This window comes from Gluconobacter wancherniae NBRC 103581 (assembly GCF_007988885.1).
Taxonomy (GTDB): domain Bacteria; phylum Pseudomonadota; class Alphaproteobacteria; order Acetobacterales; family Acetobacteraceae; genus Gluconobacter; species Gluconobacter wancherniae.
Genome location: NZ_BJUZ01000001.1, coordinates 144,817 through 158,908, shown reverse-complemented (window position 1 = coordinate 158,908; position 14,092 = coordinate 144,817). Strand labels below are relative to the sequence as shown.

Below are 14,092 nucleotides of genomic sequence, written 5' to 3'. Positions count from 1 at the left end.
CCCTGTCACGAGCCCTGCTCTGCCACGGGGAGAGACAAGAAACTGCTTCTGGACCAGATTTCTTTGCGGATTTAGGGTTCTCACCATTCCCTCTATCCGAAAGCATCCCCCCTTGAGTGCTCCTGTTCATTACCTCACCGTCGAGGATCTGCTGCCAACCGTGGAATCCGTTCTCTCTTCAGAAACGGATCTCATCGCCAACATGGCAAATGTCGCTGCCCTGCTTTTCGAGGCACTCCCAGAAATCAACTGGGCCGGATTTTATCTGTGGAAAGATGGTGAACTCGTGCTGGGCCCGTTTCAGGGGCGACTGGCCTGCACGCGGATACCAGCAGGAAAAGGTGTATGCGGAACAGTCGCGACCGAACACAAAACACTGGTCGTACCGGACGTACATCTCTTTCCGGGCCATATTGCGTGCGATGCCGCATCTGAATCCGAAATCGTCCTGCCGATACTGGTAAAAGACCGTTTCATCGGCGTTCTAGACATCGATAGCCCGATCAAGAACCGCTTTTCCCAAGAAGATCAGATCATGCTTGAAAGCATCGTCCGTCTGTTGATCAACAGCATCACGGTCTGAACGCTGGCTCAATGTAATCTTCCGGCACCACGCGGTCTTTCCCCCAGCACTGCTTGGCCACCCTGAAAAGCGTCTCTCGCATCCAGCGATGGGTCGGCTCCGTATCCCATCGCGGATGCCACGCCTGATAGGCCGTGATGGGCGGCAGGAGAAACGGAAAATCGAAAACTGCCAGTCCCAGCTTACGCACCGAGATATGGTCCAGAACAATGCCAGGCAGAGGCAAGATCATATCCGTCTCGCGCATGTTCTCGATCATCGCATGATATGTCGGCACGGTCAGAACCACATTGCGCGTCAGCCCATAGGTTTCCTTGAGCACGGCATCGATTGGTCCGCGCGCGCGACCACGGCGTGACACACTGATGTAGTTATACTGTGTCAGTGTATTGGGGGTGATCGGCGTATCGAAAATCGGATGGTCCTGCCGCACAAGGCCACGCATCTGATCGCGAAACAGGGTCTGACGGCGAATCTCAGACGTCAGGGAGTCTGTCGCTCCGATATAGAGATCAATCGTATCACGACGCAGAGCATCGTTGGCAGGGTCATCTATTTCCGGTGCAAATGTCAGCGTGCAGTTCGGGCATTCCTCTCGCAGGGCCTTGAGCAAAGGCCGCCCCAGAGTTGCTACGATCAGATCATTCGCACGGATCGTGAAGCGCAAAGAGAGTTTGCTCAGATCCGTAACCGCACGCGCCTCGATCAGGCGATCAGCATCCCGCACGACCATCTGAACACGGTCACGCAGGCTGATTGCAAAGGATGATGCCGTCATTCTGCGGCCAGACTGGATCAGGATCGGATCTCCGAAAACAGCTCTCAGCTTGGCAAGATTCCGGCTCATCGCAGGCTCGCTGATATTCAGGCGCTTCGCCGCAGACGATACGCTCTCTTCTTCCAGCAGCACCTGAAGGTAACGCAGGAGATCCAGATCATACCCACGCATCGCGCTCTCCATCTCAAAAAACCGGAACCATTTTGGATAATCTATCCGAAAAGTGGAATCCACAACTGGCAATAACGTGGCTTTTTCTGCACGAAGCTTGCGGCGAATATCCGGCCCTGATGACGCAAGCTGTTCAAACAAGCGCGGCAGCGGCCAGTCCGGCTGCCCCACACGCCCCTTCCTACATCCCGCCATTCGGCATGCGTACGATCGTGGGCTGTCTTGGTGTCCTGCTCGCAGTGCATGTCGTGGGATTCAACGAACACATCACCGAAATCGGCCTCGCCGACCTTCGGGGCGAGATGCATATGGGCCATGACGAAAGTCTGTGGTTCACCTCCATCTACGAGGCGTTCAACATTGCTTCCATGGCCTTCACGCCATGGTTCTATGTCACATTTTCACTCTATCGCTTCTCGTTGTTCGTCACGGCACTCATGGCCATGCTCGCCATTCCATTGCCGTTCATGCACGATCTCACGGCAGTTTATGTGCTGCGTGCCGTACAGGGCCTGAGCGCAGGGTGCCTGCCACCCATCCTCATGACGGTCATGCTCAAATATCTGCCTGCCCCCATCCGCGTCTTCGGAGTGGGTGGGTATGCAATGAGTGCCACTTTTGGCCCCAATCTCGGCGGTCCTCTGGAAGCACTGTGGTTCGAGCATGTAGGTTGGCAATGGCTGTACTGGGAAGTCCTGCCCCTCGCCGCGGTCGCTCTCGGAATGATCGCCTATGGCCTGCCGCGTGATCCCATGAACATGGCGCGCTTTCGCAATTTCAACTGGCGGGGCTTTCTGCTGGGCGTACCGTCTATCGTATGTGTCGTAACCGTTCTCTATCACGGTGACCGCCTCGACTGGTTCCGCTCCCCCCTCATTACCCATCTCACATTCTGGGGTGGCGCACTGTTCATCGGCTTTCTGGTCCATGAATGGTTCCATCACAGCCCGTTTTTCCGGATCCAGTTCTGGGGCAACCGTAACATTGCAATGTCAATGATAACGCTGGTCGCAACCCTTATGATCTGTGGGCTGATGGCGGAAATTCCTAGCGCGTATCTTATGGAAATCCGTGGTTACCGGCCCGTTCAGGCGGCTCCGATCTCGCTGATCGTGGCCCTCCCCCAACTCGCGCTGCTGCCGTTGACAGCTGCCCTGTGCAACATCCGTCGCGTGGACTGCCGCTATATTCTTGCATTCGGCATGTCGTGCATGGCGCTCGCAGCATGGCTCGGAAGCTGGCTCACCCCGGACTGGGTACGAGACAATTTCTACATCATCCAGATCCTGCAGGCGATCGGTCAGCCAACAGTTGTGATTCCGGTCCTGATGCTGGCCACCATGGCTCTCGGCCCGGCGGACGGCCCTCTGATCTCGGGCATGGTAAATATGCTCAAGGGTATGGCCAACGCCATTGCAGCGGCACTTTTCGCCATCCTGCTGCGTCGCCGCGAGCAATTCCATTCAGCGATGCTGCTGGAACGCCATGGCGACAATGCGACCTCGCTTCAGGGCTTCGGCAATCCCATCGGGGGGCAGCTTGCCGGAACCTCACCTGACAGTGCGCATGTCGGCCGCAATACCCTGGAGGTGTTTCACACCTTCCTCCACGAGCAATCCACCGTCCTCGCACTGGCTGACATCTACGTTGTCATCATGTGGATCTGCATCTTCTTCGTCGTCCTGACCGCAATCCTCCCAGGGCGCGTCTATCCACCGAGCGCCCCGAAGCCTCTCCCGTCTGCTTCCTGAATATCTGGATCCCGCAATGCCTTATGCCAAACCACTCCTCATCGCCGGATGCGCAACCGTAGCGCTCGCCGGTCTCGCCTGGACGGCTGATCGCTACGTCTCGGGCGATGGCGTGCACGAATATACCAATGACGCCTACGTCACTGCCGATTTCACCGCCGTTGCCCCCAAAGTTGGCGGCCGGATCGACCGCGTTCTTGCCGAAGACAATGAACACGTCAAAGCCGGGGATGAACTCGCCCATATCGAAGACGACGACTATCGCGCAGCCCTCGCGGTTGCCCATGGCAATGTCGCCGCGATGGAAGGTGATATCGCCAATCTCGAAGCCGAACTCAGGCGGCAGGCCTCAGTCATCAGCAGCGCTCAGGCAACGATCAACTCTGACGATGCAGCCCTGACCTTCGCCACACAGAATACTACCCGTTATCGCAACCTTGCGGCCGGCGGCGCCAGCACGACAGAGCAGCGCCAGGGCGCAGAAGCGCAAGAGCGCGAGGCTACAGCCGCCCGCGCCCGCGACATGGCAGCGCTCGAAACGGCACGAAGCGAAATCGACGTCCTCAAAGCCCAATTACAGCGGGCACAGGGCAATCTCTTGCGCGCGCAGGGAGAGGAACATCAAGCATCCCTTAACCTATCATATTGCACCATTCCTGCACCTGTTGAAGGCATTATCGGTGAGCGTGGCGTGCGCGTCGGTGCGTATGTGCACCCGGGCACTGCACTGCTGGCGGTCGTCCCGACACAGGCTGCTTATGTGCTGGCCAATTTCCAGGAAACGCAACTGACCCATATCCAGACGGGCCAGAGCGCAACAGTGGAAGTCGACACATTCCTAGGACATAAATTCAAGGCCCACGTGGACAGCGTGGCTCCCGCAACAGGTGTCGCATTTGCAGCCATCCAGCCAGACAATGCCACGGGCAATTTCACGAAAGTCGTGCAGCGTGTGCCGGTCAAGCTGACGATCGACCCAGGCCAACCACTCTCGGCAAAGCTGCGTGTTGGCATGTCCGTTGAGGCCAGTGTTGACACAGGATCCAAGCCATCTGGTCCCCATGCGGAGGACGCCCGTTATGCGTGGCGCTAAAAGCCTTACGATCAGCGCTGCCCTGCTCTCTCTCGCAGGATGTACCGTTGGCCCTGATTATCATCAGTCTGTCAGCACTGCCCCGTCAACATGGCACCAGAGCCTTGCCGCCGCGCAGAGCCATATTGTTGAGACAGGTGCTGCGCCCTCATGGTGGACGCTCTATAACGATCCGATCCTGACGAAGCTTGAGCAGAACGTGGCACAGGCCAATCTTGATCTACGCATCGCCAGCGAACGCTTCGGCGAGAGCGTGGCCGAGCGCGCCATCGCAAAAGCCGCCCAGCTTCCTCATTCAGAACTCGCCGCCTCCTATGCCCGCGAACGCGCCAGCCCGAATGGTGTCCTTGGGCTTCTGGGCACAATGGAAGAACAGGGCGCTGGCACCATCGCAAATGGCGAGCAGGGGTTCGGACCGGCCAGACTTCCCGGAAGCTCAGGCAGTAATGCGTTCAACCTGCCTCAATATGGCATGAGTGCCTCATGGGAAGTCGATTTCTGGGGCCACGTCCGACGGCAGGTTGAAGCCGCAACTGCCGCAATGCAGGCACAGGAAGATATGCGCCGCAATGTGCTCGTGTCCCTGATGGCCGAAACCGCACAGGACTATATCGCCCTGAGAGGCGTTCAGGCTCAGATAGCCATCACCCGGCAAAATCTGGATATCGCCCGTGACAGCGTGAGGCTGACGCAGCTTCGCTTTTCGCAGGGCGCTGCAACGCGCCTCGACGTGGCAGATGCAACAGGCCAGTACCATTCGTTCGAAGCCCGCTTACCCGTCCTGCAGAGCCAGGAAGTCCATCTCGTAAACGCGCTCTGCTTTCTAGTCGCGAAGCCGCCCGGCTCCCTCAAAACCGAGCTCGGTGAGGCAGGGGACATTCCGCCAGTACCGCACACCATCCCCACCGGTCTGCCCTCAGAGCTGGCAGAGCGTCGGCCCGACATCCGCATGGCAGAAGAAAAGCTCCACGCCGCAACAGCAAGCGTAGGCGTTGCAATCGCGGACTTCCTGCCCCGCATCACGCTCTCTGGAAGCCTGGATATTCAGGCCCTTCAGTTCAGCGGCCTGGGAAGCTGGGCTTCGCGGCAATATGGCTTTGGGCCAACGGCAACCATACCGCTCTTCGAAGGTGGCCGTCTTCGCGGGCAGCTGAAACTTCGGCGCATGCAGGAAAAGGAAGCCGCCATCGATCTTCAGCGCACAGTTCTCAAAGCATGGCAGGAAATCGATGACTCTATTGCCGATCTGAGCGCAGCGCAGACCCGAAGAGATCGCCTGCAGGCGGCGGTATCAGAAAACAGGGTCGCCGTGGATATCGCACGCCGCCAATATGCCGAGGGCGCAGGAGACTTCCTTCATGTGCTCACCATGCAGAACGCGCTTCTCGCCACACAGAGCGAGCTTGTGCAGGCAACAGCATCCGTTTCAGAAAGTGTAGCCCATCTCTATCGTGCCCTGGGCGGGGGCTGGGAACAGGCATACCCGCTCACGGCTTCAGCTCCGCAGAAGGCCCCACTGCTCTGAGTTCGCAACCTTCATGCGATGGCGCAATAGCGCTTCGCATGAAGGCTACTCAAAATGAAGATGCATGTAACAGGAATGCGACAAACAGAGTATTAAGAGTGATAATCATCTGCTTATTTTCTTGAAAACATCAAGTTTTTTTTGATTTACATCAGGATATTGTTTGCGATAAATTTCCTTATACAAACGCTGTCATAGGAAATTCATCATGGCTCTCAAAGACCCTAAAGTTATCGAGCATCTCAATATTCAGCTTACCAACGAGCTTACTGCAATTAATCAGTATTTCCTGCATGCACGCACCCTGCGTCATTGGGGCGTTACGCTTCTTGGCAAGAAAGAATATGAAGAATCGATCGAAGAAATGCGTCACGCCGACTGGCTGATCGAGCGCATTCTCTTTCTTGGGGGCCTGCCCAACGTCCAGCGTCTGAACACGATCATGATCGGTCAGGACGTTCAGGAAATTCTTGAATGCGACCTGAAGCTTGAAGCCAAGGCCCTCGAAGATCTGCGTGAAGGCGTTGCGTATTGCGAAAGCGTTCGTGACTACGTGTCACGCGATCTGCTGCTCAAGATCCTGAGCGACGAAGAAGAGCACGAGGACTTTATCGACCGCCAGTTCGACCTCATCAAGCAAATGGGCATCGAGCGCTACATTGCCCTGAACTCCGGCCCAGCTTCCGACCCGGCCTGAAGCACTTCCCCCTGTGCCCGCACCACGCAGGCACAGGGATTTCCATCAGGACATCGACATCCGGTCGGTATCTGCCAGAAGGCAGCCGCCCCCGGCTCTTTCTGAAGCCGCTGCAGCCGCAGGATCACGATCCCGCAGAGCGCTTCTAAGCATACACAGCATTCCCGGAACACAGTTCCCGCACTGAGCTTTGCAGCGCCTGGCCGAATAGATTTCGGCCGGACGTGACGCACCACTATCGATCGCGGCTTCCACATCCTTGTGAGACAGCGCGTTGCATGAGCAGACAATCATTCAGAGAGCTTCCGTACCCGGCTTGATGGCTGTTATCGATCCTTCTCTATATTGAAATTGATATTCGTTCGCAACTGAACGCCGAATCACGATTTTTTTCGTATCCCTTGGGCTGTCTCCATGAAGAAGACAGCCCCAAACCGTTAGCGAACCAGCAATGCGCGCGCCACTTCGTACGCTTTGACAAAAGATGGCACAGGCAAAAATTCGAATGGGGAATGGAAATTCAAACCGCCTGTAAAGAAATTAGGCGTTGGGATTCCCCGAGCCGACAACGCCGATCCATCTGTTCCGCCGCGCATCGGTAGCACCCGAGGCTCCACGCCAGCCTTCGTAAAGGCTTCCTCAAGCAGCGCAACGCTACGACGGTCATTGCCCATGCAAGATGCGATATTGGCATATGCATCGCTGATTTCGCAGGTGAGTGTCGCTCTTGGGAAAGCAGCCTGCGTTGCCGCAACGCAGTTCCGGACCTCATCCTTGCGTGCAGCAAAATTGGCAGCATCAAAATCACGGATGGAAATACTAAGCCGCGCCGTCGCCTGCCCTGCTTCCATGCCATTTACCCAAACATATCCCTCGCGCTCTTCCGTGTGCTCAGGCGTCTGCAAGGGATCAAACCGGGCGATAAGATCCTGTGCCACGAGTATTGGGTTCACCAGCACATTTTTCGCTGAAATCGGATGCGCAGTGACACCCTCAATCAGCACGCTGACCTGCGCTGCATTAAATGTCTCATACACGAACTCACCCAGCGCACAGGCATCGATTGTATAAGCCCAGTCAACGGGAAAACGCTCCAGATCCATGATCTTGGCACCACGCAATCCGATTTCCTCGTCAGGGACAAACGAGACATAAACATCCCCATGATCTGGCTTTTCGCGCACCAGTTCGGCCAGCAGCTCCATAACAACCGCGACCGCTGCCTTGTTATCCGCCCCCAGCACACTCGTTCCATCGCCCACAATGATATCCTGCCCGGCATACGGCAAAAATTCGGGACGCTCGGCAACACGAACCCAGAAATCCGTCTTTGCATTCAAACAGACATCCGTGCCCTCAAAATGGATTTTGCGTGGCCTGATTTCGGCGCTCAGGCCAACATCCACGGTGTCCATATGCGCGCAAAAGCCGATCTTCGGCTGCCCTGCGACGGTTGCCGGTAGGTGCGCCGTAAGGATGGCGTTTTCATCCAGATGCACATCACTCAGACCCAGGGCCTCGAGTTCAGCCTTCAAAAGGCGTGCAACATCCCATTGGCCGGGGGTGGATGGTACGATTGTGGAGTGCCCGTCACTCTGGCTCGTAACCGCGACATAACGAAAGAAGCGGTCGACCAGACGGTCAGCGAGAATGGCACTCATCAAAACATCTCCAGAAAAATAATGCGCCTATGTGCAGGCGGGATGTCTTTCGCTGCAAGCCCACAGCCGAAATGCGCCATGCAGGCAATTTGCGTCGCCACATCATGCTTCAACCCGAGTATAATCTCTACGACCGTGCCTCATTTGATAGTACGTCAAAGAAGTTGTGCCTGCGCGAAGAGATCGGAGTAGCTCTCTGCCTGAATTGCACTCAGAGCTCACAGGAAAGACTTTGTAAGTAATTTACTGATGACTTATTGGCTCCATCCTATCGACACCGACCGGAAAACATGGTCTCACCCGCAACCATGTCTGTCGCATTCGATCCGCTGCCCCGCAGCATTTACAGCGAATTTCGCGTAAGCACCGCCGCATGAAAAGCTGGTTCAAAGATGGTGTCCTGCGGGCGGTTCTGCGTAATGCAGGCTATCTGGGTTCGACAAAGCTGATCGGTGCCGTTCTGGGGCTTGGAGCGCTAATCTGCGCTGGCCGTGGAATGACGACAGCCGAATTCGGCACCCTGATGCTCATTCACACCTATGCCCTGGGTGCAGGTGCCCTGACGAAATTCCAGAGCTGGCAAATGATCCTGCGTTATGGAGCCCCGGCTTTACAACGCGGAGACTGGAAACTTCCTGAAGCCGCAATAAGATTTGGTTTTGGGCTTGATATCGCGTCGGGCACAATCGGCATGACGCTTGCAATGATCGTCCTACCGTTTTTCGGGCATTGGTTTGGCATTACGCAAAATCACACATTGATTGCACTTGCCTACTGCACCCTGATCCCGACCATGTCCTGCGCCACGCCCACCGGCGTTCTACGCCTTATGGACAGGTTTGATCTCATCGCGGGGCAGCAGATTGTCACCCCCCTGCTACGTGCAGTCGGTGCTGTGGTTTCGTGGGCGTTCTCGCTTGGTTTCCCGTTTTTTGTGCTGTCCTGGTACATCGCAGACATTATGGGAGATATGATCCTGTGGGTTCTGACGGCACAGGAACTGCGCCAGCATAAAATGCTGAAAGCCCTGCGCCCGAGCTTGATAGAAGCTCCCGCAAAACTTCCGGGCGTATGGAATTTCGTCTGGCTCACGAACCTCAACACAACTCTTGATGCGTGCTGGTCTCCGGTCGGAAACCTCATCGTAGGTGGTATGCTCGGCCCAAGTGCAGCAGGCCTGTATAAAATTTCCAGTACGCTTCTGGATTCAGCAGTCAAACCTGCCCGCATGCTTGAAAAGGGGTTTTATCCGGAAATCATGCGGCTTGACCCAAGCAGCCGTCAACCCTGGCAGCTTGCCCTGCGGACAGGCCTTCTTTCAGGAGCGATCGGGCTTGGCGTCGTTCTTGTTATTCTGATCGGCGGACAGCCATTCATCGGCCTGTTTGGTCCGCGCTATGCAGCAGCAGCCACACTGATGGCAATCATGTCTCCAGCACTGGTCATTTCCATGACAGGATTTCCGCTGGAATCACTCCTGTATATGGCAGGCCGCCTCAAGGCCGTTCTAATCGCGCAGGTTATTTCCGTAACGCTCTATATGGGCACGCTGGTCATCATGGCACAGACGTTTGGGCTATATGGGGCGGGAATAGCGTATGTAGCGGGTACATTCCTGCTCACTCTGCTGTCGCTTATCCCCACAATTCTCAGCTACGTTCGCAGGCAGCACATCGTGTCTCCAACGATCGCGACGGCCAAGGGCGTCCCGTCATCTTCCGGCAACTGAACCTCACGTGAAGCAGCAGGTTTTCATGAAAAAGAACATTACGCCCCTTAACAGGCCAAAGTTTTCAGATCAGCAGCTCGAGGCTCTTTTTGGGAATGTCCTGCAAGACGATGTGGCCCACCCCGATGCGCTTCTGCCTGCACACGTCACACTGGACTATGCGCAAGAAGATTTGATCGCCTGTTACAGGTTATGCTGGCAATTACTGGATAGAGGCGTGGATATACGGTCTTTTCGCCGGTTGATTGCCAGAATTGCACTTCAACAGCACGCCACAGAACGCGACCGACCCCTGTTTAAAAATGCCAGAGCAAAATTCAAGCATTTCCGTTTTGCCTGCGCGAACCTCGATAAACGCCATAGATACCCATGGTCTCTGAATTTTGTGACCAGCCTCATGGGCCATATGCAGGATGCGTTTAAAAACGGTCAGAAACTGCGCACAACAGGGTGGGGCATTGTTTTATGGCTGTCGATGCAGAAACTTCCTTATCTGATCGTACGTCGTCAAATGGCTGATTTTCTACCCGCAACGCCCTCTGATGTGCGGGCATATTTCCAATCTGAAAATCGCCGTATCGCTCGGGCTCTGGAAGGTGATCAAGTAACTGGCAAGGAATTTCACGAAATTCGCAAGATCATCAGCCGCCGCATTGCATTCAACGATACGCTTCGCACGGTTAGCCCATCCGAGCATAATGATCGCATCTCACTTTATCTCGCAACGATAAATGGGCTGATGGGAGATATGCATGACCGACTGGTGGAAATGAAAGTCCAGAAAACTCAGGATTATTATCAGGACCGTTTTCCACTACCCGCTGAAATTGCGCTCCGGCTCCGAATTTTCGTCACTCAAACCGATAAAGCATAATCTGGGAAAGGGCCGCCTGCCCTAGACTGCGGAGCAGGCAGAACTCTCAGGCCTTTTTTCGCATGACATCGCACACCAGACCCATCGTCTGTGAACGAACATTTTCATATGACTGGCGCGCGTCGACTGTTCGCAATGCCGCACCATTAAACTTAAGGCGTGGTGTGAGCGCGATCTTTGTGCGTAAAGCCTCGATATCGTGGTCGGGCTTGCGCGAATGCGCAGTTTCGGCGTCCACGTCCAGACGGATAACCAGATCGGGTGTTGTCTGTGCCATGCGCTGGTAAAGGCGATATTCTGCTCGTGCTAACCATGCCACAAACGCATTTCCAGCTCTGGCTGCGGAGAGGCCCGGTCCGTCACACTGGCCTGCTATTTCAGCTTGCGGATAACGATCGGTAATCACGATCACCCCATCCCTCCGCGCGCGCATCATGTGTTGAAAACGGCGGAAGCGCAGAAGTGAGAAACCAAACACGACAAGAGCGGTCATCACGCCAGGGATTTTTTCGCCCTTCGTTCTGGTCTTCTTGGCTTTGCTGGTCAAAACCTTTTCCAGAACCGGACCAACCAGAGGCAGTCGCCCGATCTTGCGGCCAATATCTCCCGATCCCAGACCCAGATAGGCATAGGTGGCAAGGTTCGTACGCCTGAGTGTTTTGACAAGGTCCGCACTGAGGCTCGATTTTCCAGATCCATCACATCCAATAAGCGCAATCAACGCGCCCTTTTTAGGAGCGCATGGAGCTACTTTTCCCGAGACGAGCCCAGACAGATCGACTGACAGCGTTGCAGCGTCCATTACAGCACCTCATGATATTGTTTGAGCACGTCCGAAATCGCGATCCGTGCTTTTTCAAGAACGGTTTCAAGAGGCTCGGTTGAATCCAGCTCCAGAACCGGAGCACCATTGAAGGTAAGCTTCGGGACGTCGGATATTTTACGTTGCAAGGACTCGTATCTATGGTCCGGCTTCCGCAAGAGAGCCGTCTCAAGGTCGATGTTCAGGCGAATAACCAGATCCGGAACATATTCTGACATCCAGTCATAAAGCCCCTGCTCCCGGCGCGTCAGGAAACGAGCGATAAAGCCGGAAGGATTCCGCGCGACCAGACCCGGGCCATCCATCGGGCCGGGTATGCCTGCCTGCGGATAACGATCCGTCAGAATAGCGATTCCTTTCCGATGCAGTCTGCGCATCCGCAAAAACCGGAAAACACGCCGCATGGACAGGACGAAAATAATCAAAGACACAAGCGCACCCGCGCCTTTCTCATCCCGCGCCTTCGAGGAACGGCTGACGATCTTTCTGTCTGCACTCGCACCAACGAAAGGCAACCTCGCGATCGCGCGACCTATATTGCCGGTCTGCTTTCCGAGATGACAGAAAGCTGTTGGGCGCTGCGTCTGCATCCAGGCCAGCAATGCCAGTCCAACCGTAGATTTTCCGCTGCCATCCGAACCGACAATCGCAATCAGCGGAGCCGGGTGTTTCGTCTTTCTGCGGGCGCTACCAACCAGGTGCATAGATCTGCCTGTATTCCTTCCGACGCGCCAGTCTCTCCGGTGGGCAAAAACAGCCGGAGGAGATATATAATCACGCACTTACTTAAGACTGAATTCGTACTAGGCAGAGTAAAATATTGCAATAATATGACAGCCCTCCAACGCGCAGAGCTGTCCTGCATGGCTCAAAAAGTCAGGAAAAAGGCCAGTCTTTTTAATATTTCAAAAAATATCATTTCGAATTCGAGATACCAAAAATCCACATTTTGGCGTCCTGGCACCAGAAATAAAGTGACTGGATTACAAAATCAGATGTTGTTTCGCGCTAAATATAAAAAATCCGCGAGTATGCCGCGTCTTTTTCAGAGATCATTCTGATTACGCGCCTGATCAGGAATAGGACGCGGTGCTCATTAATGCGCGTGCCTATATCCTGAATTTCAGCACCATAATTCAGAGACCACCTGTGTGCGTTGCCGGTATTTCTCCAGAGAGCGAACTGTGCGCGCTTGCAGGCGGCCCCTCCTGCTGCTCGCTTTGCCCAATGGGACCGCCGGGGCCACCTGCAGGGCCTGTCGTCGGGACTGGCCCTGAGCTGCAGGCCGAAATGGCGCAGATATAGCCGAACGCAACGAGGCTTCTGAGTGCATGTTTCATGAGGTTTTCCTTCTCTGAAGAGGTATCTGCCCAATCAGAACTTTAGGTGGTGCAGGAGACAAATAGGCCCACCCCGCGCTTCATTCATCTCCTAACCCTCTATCGGCATGATTGTTTCATCGTGAGGATCGTGTTTTTGGAGTGATGCTGCCTCAGTAAAACGAACGTCCAGATTGCCTCACTCGCACGAATGTGAGCATTTCCGAACATTCAGGCATCCGTACGCGTCTTGGGAAAATTCACATGATCACGCCACTACCGCAGATCAGCCCCCGTCAGGAACATATCGTCACGCTGGTACGCACCAACGGTTATATGTCGAATGAGGATCTGGCACAGCATTTCAACGTGGCTGTTCAGACCATTCGCAGGGATGTGGGCTTTCTTGCGGATAAGGGCTTCCTATGCCGACATCACGGCGGCGCAACCCCCGTTTCGACAGTTGAGAACATTGCCTATAACGAACGTCAGATCCTCAACTTCAATGCCAAGGAAGCCATCGGGCGGTACGCTGCTGCCCTGATCCCAGACAGATCATCGCTGTTCATCAACATCGGCACCACCACAGAATCATTTGCGCGCGCACTATCCACACATCGTGATCTTCGCGTGATTACGAACAATTTGCATGTGGCATCTCTGATCTCAGGACGTACCGACTTCAAGACCATAATCGCAGGTGGGCAGGTCCGTCCTCAGGACGGGGCCATCGTGGGCGCTGGCGCCATTGATTCCCTTGCCGCTTTCAGGGCGGAGTTTGGCGTTATTGGCATTAGCGGGATTGAAGAAGACGGCACGCTTCTCGATTTTGATCTCGACGAAATTCAGTGCGCACGGGCGATCATCCGCCATTCCCGCCGTGTCCTGCTGCTGGCGGACCACACGAAATTCAGCCGCCACCCGATGGGGCGTGTGGGAGATCTTTCCGATATCGACGATCTCATAACAGATCGCCCTGTTTCTGCAGAATTTCAGGAACATCTTACCAATGCAGGCGTCACGCTTCATATCGCCACCGGCTGACATCTCGCGATAAAAATAACACTTTACTGTTATCTATCACATAA

The 14,092-nt window shown here is 55.1% G+C and carries 14 protein-coding genes; 8 read left to right on the top strand and 6 right to left on the bottom strand.

Going from position 1 to position 14,092, the window contains the following annotated elements; genetic code table 11:
- Positions 1-112: 112 nt before the first annotated feature.
- Complete coding sequence (locus GWA01_RS00715) at positions 113-583, top strand: GAF domain-containing protein (protein WP_228118255.1); 471 nt, start codon at positions 113-115, stop codon at positions 581-583.
- Here GWA01_RS00715 and GWA01_RS00710 read toward each other — a convergent pair.
- The gene (locus GWA01_RS00710; RefSeq protein ID WP_146795366.1) at positions 573-1,532 is read right to left on the bottom strand and encodes a LysR family transcriptional regulator; all 960 of its coding nucleotides are present in this window, start codon (positions 1,530-1,532) and stop codon (positions 573-575) included. The two genes, GWA01_RS00715 and GWA01_RS00710, sit on opposite strands and share 11 nt — an antisense overlap.
- Before the next feature lie 119 nt (positions 1,533-1,651).
- On the opposite strand from GWA01_RS00710, the gene GWA01_RS00705 reads away from it, so the two are divergent.
- The 4 genes from GWA01_RS00705 (at position 1,652) to bfr (ending at position 6,598) form a co-directional block, all read left to right on the top strand.
- Positions 1,652-3,283 carry an MFS transporter gene (locus tag GWA01_RS00705; RefSeq protein WP_228118254.1) on the top strand — a complete coding sequence of 544 codons (1,632 nt, stop codon included), beginning with the start codon at positions 1,652-1,654 and terminating at the stop codon, positions 3,281-3,283.
- Positions 3,284-3,299: 16 nt separating this feature from the next.
- On the top strand, positions 3,300-4,376 hold the full coding sequence (locus tag GWA01_RS00700; RefSeq protein ID WP_146793048.1) for an HlyD family secretion protein: 1,077 nt from the start codon (positions 3,300-3,302) through the stop codon (positions 4,374-4,376).
- Positions 4,363-5,901 carry an efflux transporter outer membrane subunit gene (locus GWA01_RS00695; protein WP_228118253.1) on the top strand — a complete coding sequence of 513 codons (1,539 nt, stop codon included), beginning with the start codon at positions 4,363-4,365 and terminating at the stop codon, positions 5,899-5,901. The genes GWA01_RS00700 and GWA01_RS00695 overlap by 14 nt, the downstream gene beginning before the upstream one ends.
- 208 nt (positions 5,902-6,109) lie before the next feature.
- A complete protein-coding gene (gene bfr, locus GWA01_RS00690) occupies positions 6,110-6,598 on the top strand; it encodes a bacterioferritin (RefSeq protein ID WP_146793044.1) in 489 nt (162 codons plus the stop codon).
- Between the two features lie 45 nt (positions 6,599-6,643).
- Here bfr and GWA01_RS00685 read toward each other — a convergent pair whose 3' ends face one another.
- Positions 6,644-6,892, bottom strand: a complete 249-nt coding sequence (locus GWA01_RS00685) for a (2Fe-2S)-binding protein (RefSeq protein ID WP_146793042.1) — start codon at positions 6,890-6,892, stop codon at positions 6,644-6,646.
- A 143-nt stretch (positions 6,893-7,035) separates the two neighbouring features.
- On the bottom strand, positions 7,036-8,259 hold the full coding sequence (pepT, locus tag GWA01_RS00680) for a peptidase T (protein ID WP_146793039.1): 1,224 nt from the start codon (positions 8,257-8,259) through the stop codon (positions 7,036-7,038).
- A 373-nt stretch (positions 8,260-8,632) separates the two neighbouring features.
- Between pepT and GWA01_RS00675 the strand changes: the two genes are divergently transcribed.
- Both GWA01_RS00675 and GWA01_RS00670 read left to right on the top strand, forming a co-directional pair.
- Positions 8,633-9,988, top strand: coding sequence for a lipopolysaccharide biosynthesis protein (locus GWA01_RS00675; protein ID WP_146793037.1), 1,356 nt, complete (start codon positions 8,633-8,635; stop codon positions 9,986-9,988).
- A gap of 25 nt (positions 9,989-10,013) precedes the next feature.
- Complete coding sequence (locus tag GWA01_RS00670; RefSeq protein WP_146793035.1) at positions 10,014-10,862, top strand: hypothetical protein; 849 nt, start codon at positions 10,014-10,016, stop codon at positions 10,860-10,862.
- Between the two features lie 46 nt (positions 10,863-10,908).
- On the opposite strand, the gene GWA01_RS00665 is transcribed toward GWA01_RS00670, so the two are convergent.
- The 3 genes from GWA01_RS00665 to GWA01_RS00655 form a co-directional block, all read right to left on the bottom strand.
- Positions 10,909-11,664 carry a nucleoside/nucleotide kinase family protein gene (locus GWA01_RS00665; protein ID WP_146793033.1) on the bottom strand — a complete coding sequence of 252 codons (756 nt, stop codon included), beginning with the start codon at positions 11,662-11,664 and terminating at the stop codon, positions 10,909-10,911.
- Complete coding sequence (locus GWA01_RS00660; RefSeq protein WP_146793031.1) at positions 11,664-12,389, bottom strand: nucleoside/nucleotide kinase family protein; 726 nt, start codon at positions 12,387-12,389, stop codon at positions 11,664-11,666. Before GWA01_RS00660 ends, GWA01_RS00665 begins: the two co-directional genes overlap by 1 nt.
- Positions 12,390-12,821: 432 nt before the next feature.
- Complete coding sequence (locus GWA01_RS00655; protein WP_146793029.1) at positions 12,822-13,025, bottom strand: hypothetical protein; 204 nt, start codon at positions 13,023-13,025, stop codon at positions 12,822-12,824.
- A gap of 243 nt (positions 13,026-13,268) precedes the next feature.
- Here GWA01_RS00655 and GWA01_RS00650 point away from each other — a divergent pair, with 243 nt between their 5' ends.
- Complete coding sequence (locus tag GWA01_RS00650) at positions 13,269-14,048, top strand: DeoR/GlpR family DNA-binding transcription regulator (protein WP_146793027.1); 780 nt, start codon at positions 13,269-13,271, stop codon at positions 14,046-14,048.
- Positions 14,049-14,092 lie beyond the last annotated feature (44 nt).

Excerpts from the sequence above, each read along its gene's own strand:
- GWA01_RS00710 (WP_146795366.1), bottom strand. The coding sequence starts at position 1,532 with ATGCGTGGGTATGATCTGGATCTCCTGCGTTACCTTCAGGTGCTGCTG.
- GWA01_RS00705 (WP_228118254.1), top strand. The coding sequence starts at position 1,652 with ATGACGCAAGCTGTTCAAACAAGCGCGGCAGCGGCCAGTCCGGCTGCC.
- GWA01_RS00700 (WP_146793048.1), top strand. The coding sequence starts at position 3,300 with ATGCCTTATGCCAAACCACTCCTCATCGCCGGATGCGCAACCGTAGCG.
- GWA01_RS00695 (WP_228118253.1), top strand. The coding sequence starts at position 4,363 with ATGCGTGGCGCTAAAAGCCTTACGATCAGCGCTGCCCTGCTCTCTCTC.
- bfr (WP_146793044.1), top strand. The coding sequence starts at position 6,110 with ATGGCTCTCAAAGACCCTAAAGTTATCGAGCATCTCAATATTCAGCTT.
- GWA01_RS00685 (WP_146793042.1), bottom strand. The coding sequence starts at position 6,892 with ATGATTGTCTGCTCATGCAACGCGCTGTCTCACAAGGATGTGGAAGCC.
- pepT (WP_146793039.1), bottom strand. The coding sequence starts at position 8,259 with ATGAGTGCCATTCTCGCTGACCGTCTGGTCGACCGCTTCTTTCGTTAT.
- GWA01_RS00675 (WP_146793037.1), top strand. The coding sequence starts at position 8,633 with ATGAAAAGCTGGTTCAAAGATGGTGTCCTGCGGGCGGTTCTGCGTAAT.
- GWA01_RS00670 (WP_146793035.1), top strand. The coding sequence starts at position 10,014 with ATGAAAAAGAACATTACGCCCCTTAACAGGCCAAAGTTTTCAGATCAG.
- GWA01_RS00665 (WP_146793033.1), bottom strand. The coding sequence starts at position 11,664 with ATGGACGCTGCAACGCTGTCAGTCGATCTGTCTGGGCTCGTCTCGGGA.
- GWA01_RS00660 (WP_146793031.1), bottom strand. The coding sequence starts at position 12,389 with ATGCACCTGGTTGGTAGCGCCCGCAGAAAGACGAAACACCCGGCTCCG.
- GWA01_RS00655 (WP_146793029.1), bottom strand. The coding sequence starts at position 13,025 with ATGAAACATGCACTCAGAAGCCTCGTTGCGTTCGGCTATATCTGCGCC.
- GWA01_RS00650 (WP_146793027.1), top strand. The coding sequence starts at position 13,269 with ATGATCACGCCACTACCGCAGATCAGCCCCCGTCAGGAACATATCGTC.